We start from the raw sequence: 4,184 nt of genomic DNA on the forward strand, positions 1-4,184 counted from the left end.
TTCAGCGAGGGCACTGTCAGCGGTTTCGGCAGCGTGTACGTCAACGGCATCAGGTTCGCCACCGATCGTGCCGACATCGTCGTGGACGGCACGCCGGCGGCCGAGGATGCCCTGCGCGTGGGGATGGTGCTGAACGTGGCCGGCGATGTCGCCAGCGACGGCTTGAGCGGCAGCGCGCGGCGCGTCGAGTTCGATCGTCCGCTGTACGGTCCGGTGGACGCCTATGACGCGACGGCGCGCCGCCTGGTGATCCTCGGCCAGCCAGTGCAGCTGGACGACGCTACGGTGTTCAGCGGGGTCACCGAGGACACGCTGCAGGAAGGCCTGCTGTGCATGGTCAGCGGTTATCCATCTCCCGGCGAGCTGCTGGCGACGCTGCTGGAGTGCCGCGACGACTACGCCGCCGGGCTGACCCGCGTCGAGGTCGAGGGCGTGGTGAGCGGCCTGGACACGGGTGCGGGTCGCTTCCACCTCGGCGCGCTCGAGGTGGCGGTCGGCGCGGCCACCATCGACACCGCCCAAGGCGCGCTGGCCGATGGCGCGCTGGTGGAGGTGCTGGGGACCCAAGCGCAGCGCGGCGACGTGCTGCAGGCGGAACGCATCCGCATCAAGGGGGCGTCGCTCAAGACCGGACAGGCCGTGCTGCTGGAGGGTGTCATCGGCCGCTTCGCCAGCCTGCAGGACTTCGAGCTCAACCGCCGGCGCGTGTCTGCGGGCACGGCCCAGCGCGAGGACCGCCACGCGCTGGCGCCGGCCAGCGGCGTGCGCATGCGCCTGGCGGGCAGCGTGCGTGCCGACGGCGTAATCGAGGCGACGCGCTATGCGCTGCAGCCGCCTACCGACATCCTGCTGACCGGGCGCGTCGACGAGGTCGATGCGGCGCGCGAGCGGCTCAGGCTGTTCGGCGCCGAGCGCCAGGCGCTGGTCGTGACCCAGTACGAGGACCGGCGCGCAACCGGGGAGCGCGCCTTCCGCCTCGAGGATCTGCAGCCGGGCGACTACGTCCAGCTGCGCGGCTTCCGTGACGCCCAGGGCCAGGCCGTGGTGACGCGCATCGAGCGCCGCGACGAGGAGCCGCCGGAGGGCGGCACCATCGTCGTGCGCCTGCGGATCCAGATCGGCACGGTGGACCCGGCGGCGGCGCGCACCCGCGGGCCGCTGGACGGCTTCAGTTTGGTGGACAACCGCCTGGTCATCGCGGGCGTGGCCGTGCAGACCGACAACGCGCGCACCGAGTTCTTCGACCGCAATGGCGCCAGCGTGACCGGCGTGCAGTTCTACAACGGGCTGCGGGCCGGCGATCGCCTGGAGGCCGTGGGCAACGAGGCCAGCGACGTGATCCAGGCCACGCGCGTGCGCTATGTGCGCTGAGCGCCGGGTACGCCAGGGATACGAACCCGGCAGTTGACAGATTCATCGATTGGGATTATTTTCCCACTCGACTGGCAATGCGCTCCCGCCAGTCTTCTCTCATTCGTTGGAGCTTCGCCCCCGGAAACCCCCTTTCCGGGGGCGATTTTTTTGCGGTAAGCCATGAAGGGCCTGTCTATAATGGGCGGCCGCCACTGCACCGCATGCCCATGACCGCCTCCCCGTCCGCCCGCCCCGACCCGCGCAAGCAGCGCCTGGAGGAAAACAAGCTGGCCAAGCGCCTGCGCCGGCAGGTGGGCCAGGCGATCCAGGACTACAACATGATCGAGGACGGCGACCGCGTGATGGTCTGCCTGTCCGGGGGCAAGGATTCCTACACGATGCTCGACCTGCTGCTGTCGCTGCAGCGGCGCGCGCCGGTGAAGTTCGAACTGGTGGCGGTGAACCTGGACCAGAAACAGCCAGGCTTCCCCGCGCAGGTGCTGCCGGATTACCTCACGGCGCTGGGCGTGCCCTTCCACATCCTGGAGAAGGACACCTACAGCGTGGTCAAGCGCGTGCTGCCCGAGGGCAAGACGATGTGCGGCCTGTGTTCGCGCCTGCGCCGCGGCAACCTCTACGCCTTCGCCGTCGAGCAGGGCTTCACCAAGATCGCGCTCGGCCACCATCGCGACGACATCGTCGCCACTTTCTTCCTCAACCTGTTCCACGGCGCGCGCCTGGCCGCCATGCCGCCCAAGCTGCGGTCGAACGACGGCCGCAACGTGGTGATCCGCCCGCTGGCCTACTGCCGCGAGGCCGACATCGCCGAATACGCCGAACTGCGCCAGTTCCCCCTCATTCCCTGCAACCTGTGCGGCTCGCAGGAACAGCTCCAGCGCAAGCAGATCCGGCGCATGATGGACGAGTGGGAGAAAACCAGCCCCGGGCGCTGCGAGCAGATCTTCAAGGCGCTGCAGAACATCGCGCCCTCGCAGCTGGCCGACCCCAAGCTGTTCGACTTCGCCTCGCTCGGTGCCCGCGGCGGCAGCGCACCGAACTGGCTGCTGCCCGAGGCCGACCAGGGAAGCTCTGATTAATTCGTCACCCCGGCGAAAGCCGGGGTCCGGAGCCTTGAAAGTCGCTGGATTCCGGCTTGCGCCGGAATGACGAAGGAATTGATCAGAGGTTCCCCTGGGCAGCCGGCCCGCGTCTTCGCGCAGCAGGACCGGACTGCTGCAGGTCGCCTTGTCCCAAAGACGCAATCAGCGGACAGCGCACCCGGCCCTTGACCCTCCGGCAGCGATCCACGAGGGCGGCCAGCGCCGATTCGATGCGCCGTAAATCGGCCAGTTTCCTGCGGACATCGGTGAGTCGGTGCTCGCCCAGCGTGCGCGCCTCGCGGCAGTGCGTGCCGTCCTCCAGCTTCAGCAGCTCGCCGATTTCGTCGAGGGAAAACCCCAGCTCCTGCGCCTGCCGGATGAACCGCAGGCGCCGGACGTGGTCCTCCGTATAGCGGCGGATGCCGCCCAAGGGGCGATCCGGCTCACCGACCAGCCCGCGGCGCTGGTAGTAGCGGATGGTTTCCAAGTGCACTCCGGCCCGCTTGGCGAGGGCGCCGATCGTGTAGGTGGGCTCCATCTTGACTCCGTAGTCAGCTACGGAGATAGCGTAGCAGCCTTCGTCCACCGGAGGCTGTATGCAGGATCGTTCCACCCTTTCGCTCGTCGCCAGCGTCGTTGCCGGCCTGGGCGCCTCCGTGTGCTGCGTGCTGCCCCTGGTGCTGGTCATGGCCGGCCTGGGCGGCTCGTATCTGGCGACATTCCGGGCCTTCGAACCCTACCGCCCATTCTTCGTGGCGGTGGCGCTCGTGGCACTTTACTTCGCGTATCGCGGGATCTTCCGGAAGACCGAGGTCTGCGAGCCCGGCCAGGTTTGTGCCGACCCACGCGTGCAGCGGCGCCGCAAGACGGTGTTCTGGGCAGTGGCCGTGCTGGTCGTCGCCCTGCTGACATTTCCCTACTACGCGGTTCTGTTCGTCTGAAGGAGGCCGTCATGATCAAGAGTGTGTTCATTGCACTGGGTGTCGCCACCGTGCTCGCCTGCTGCAAATGCAGCGCGGTCCATGCCGCGCCGCGCACCGTCACGCTGGACGTCTCCGGCATGACCTGCATCACTTGCCCGATCACGGTCAGGAAGGCGCTGTCGCGCGTGGACGGTGTCGAAACGGTGGACGTGGACTTCAAGCGCAAACAAGCCACCGTCACCTTCGAGGACGGCAAAACCACGACGGACGCGCTGACGCGGGCGACGGCGGATGCCGGCTTTCCGTCCACGGTGCGAAGCCGCCCATGAGCGCATCGTGCTGCGGAGATGAGGCGTCGCCCCTGCACGTCGTGGTGATCGGCAGCGGCGGCGGCGCGATGGCCGGCGCGCTCAAGGCCGCCGAGCGCGGCGTGCGCGTCACGCTGATCGAGCGCGGCACGATCGGCGGCACCTGCGTCAACGTTGGCTGCGTGCCGTCCAAGATCCTGATCCGCGCGGCGCACATCGCGCACCTGCGCAGGGAAAGCCCCTTCGATCAGGGCATTGCGGCGCAGACGCCGGCAATCCTGCGCGAGAAGCTGCTGGCCCAGCAGCAGGGTCGCGTCGAGGAACTGCGCCACGCCAAGTACGAGAGCATCCTCGACGCTAACCCGGCCATCACCGTGCTGCGCGGCGAGGCCCGCTTCAGGGACGGCCATACCTTGACCGTGCGCCTGAACGGCGGCGGCGAGCAGGCCGTGCGCTTCGACCGCTGCCTGATCGCCACCGGCGCCAGCCCCGCGATCCCG

5 protein-coding genes and 1 pseudogene are annotated in these 4,184 nt (G+C 68.7%); 5 read left to right on the forward strand and 1 reads right to left on the reverse strand.

Translation table 11 applies throughout. The annotated features are described in order from the left end of the window. Both VNJ47_02160 and ttcA read left to right on the forward strand, forming a co-directional pair. On the forward strand, positions 1-1,371 hold a 1,371-nt coding region (locus tag VNJ47_02160; protein ID HXG27637.1), incomplete at its 5' end, for a DUF5666 domain-containing protein. 209 nt (positions 1,372-1,580) lie between these two features. Further along, a complete protein-coding gene (gene ttcA, locus VNJ47_02165) occupies positions 1,581-2,450 on the forward strand; it encodes a tRNA 2-thiocytidine(32) synthetase TtcA (protein HXG27638.1) in 870 nt (289 codons plus the stop codon). Positions 2,451-2,532: 82 nt separating this feature from the next. Here the strand turns inward: ttcA and merR are convergent, their stop codons facing one another. Continuing rightward, complete coding sequence (gene merR / locus VNJ47_02170) at positions 2,533-2,991, reverse strand: Hg(II)-responsive transcriptional regulator (protein ID HXG27639.1); 459 nt, start codon at positions 2,989-2,991, stop codon at positions 2,533-2,535. Between the two features lie 58 nt (positions 2,992-3,049). Here merR and VNJ47_02175 point away from each other — a divergent pair, with 58 nt between their 5' ends. From VNJ47_02175 to VNJ47_02185, 3 genes and pseudogenes are all read left to right on the forward strand, one after another. Beyond that, positions 3,050-3,394: a mercuric transporter MerT family protein gene (locus VNJ47_02175; GenBank protein ID HXG27640.1), complete on the forward strand. Its 345-nt coding sequence runs from the start codon at positions 3,050-3,052 to the stop codon at positions 3,392-3,394. A 14-nt stretch (positions 3,395-3,408) separates the two neighbouring features. Next, positions 3,409-3,705 carry a mercury resistance system periplasmic binding protein MerP gene (gene merP / locus VNJ47_02180; GenBank protein HXG27641.1) on the forward strand — a complete coding sequence of 99 codons (297 nt, stop codon included), beginning with the start codon at positions 3,409-3,411 and terminating at the stop codon, positions 3,703-3,705. Positions 3,706-3,725: 20 nt separating this feature from the next. Beyond that, positions 3,726-4,184 (forward strand): annotated as a pseudogene (locus VNJ47_02185) (FAD-dependent oxidoreductase).

Source organism: Nevskiales bacterium (assembly GCA_035574475.1).
Taxonomy (GTDB): Bacteria; Pseudomonadota; Gammaproteobacteria; order Nevskiales; family DATLYR01; genus DATLYR01.

Excerpts from the sequence above, each read along its gene's own strand:
- ttcA (HXG27638.1), top strand. The coding sequence starts at position 1,581 with ATGACCGCCTCCCCGTCCGCCCGCCCCGACCCGCGCAAGCAGCGCCTG.
- merR (HXG27639.1), bottom strand. The coding sequence starts at position 2,991 with ATGGAGCCCACCTACACGATCGGCGCCCTCGCCAAGCGGGCCGGAGTG.
- VNJ47_02175 (HXG27640.1), top strand. The coding sequence starts at position 3,050 with ATGCAGGATCGTTCCACCCTTTCGCTCGTCGCCAGCGTCGTTGCCGGC.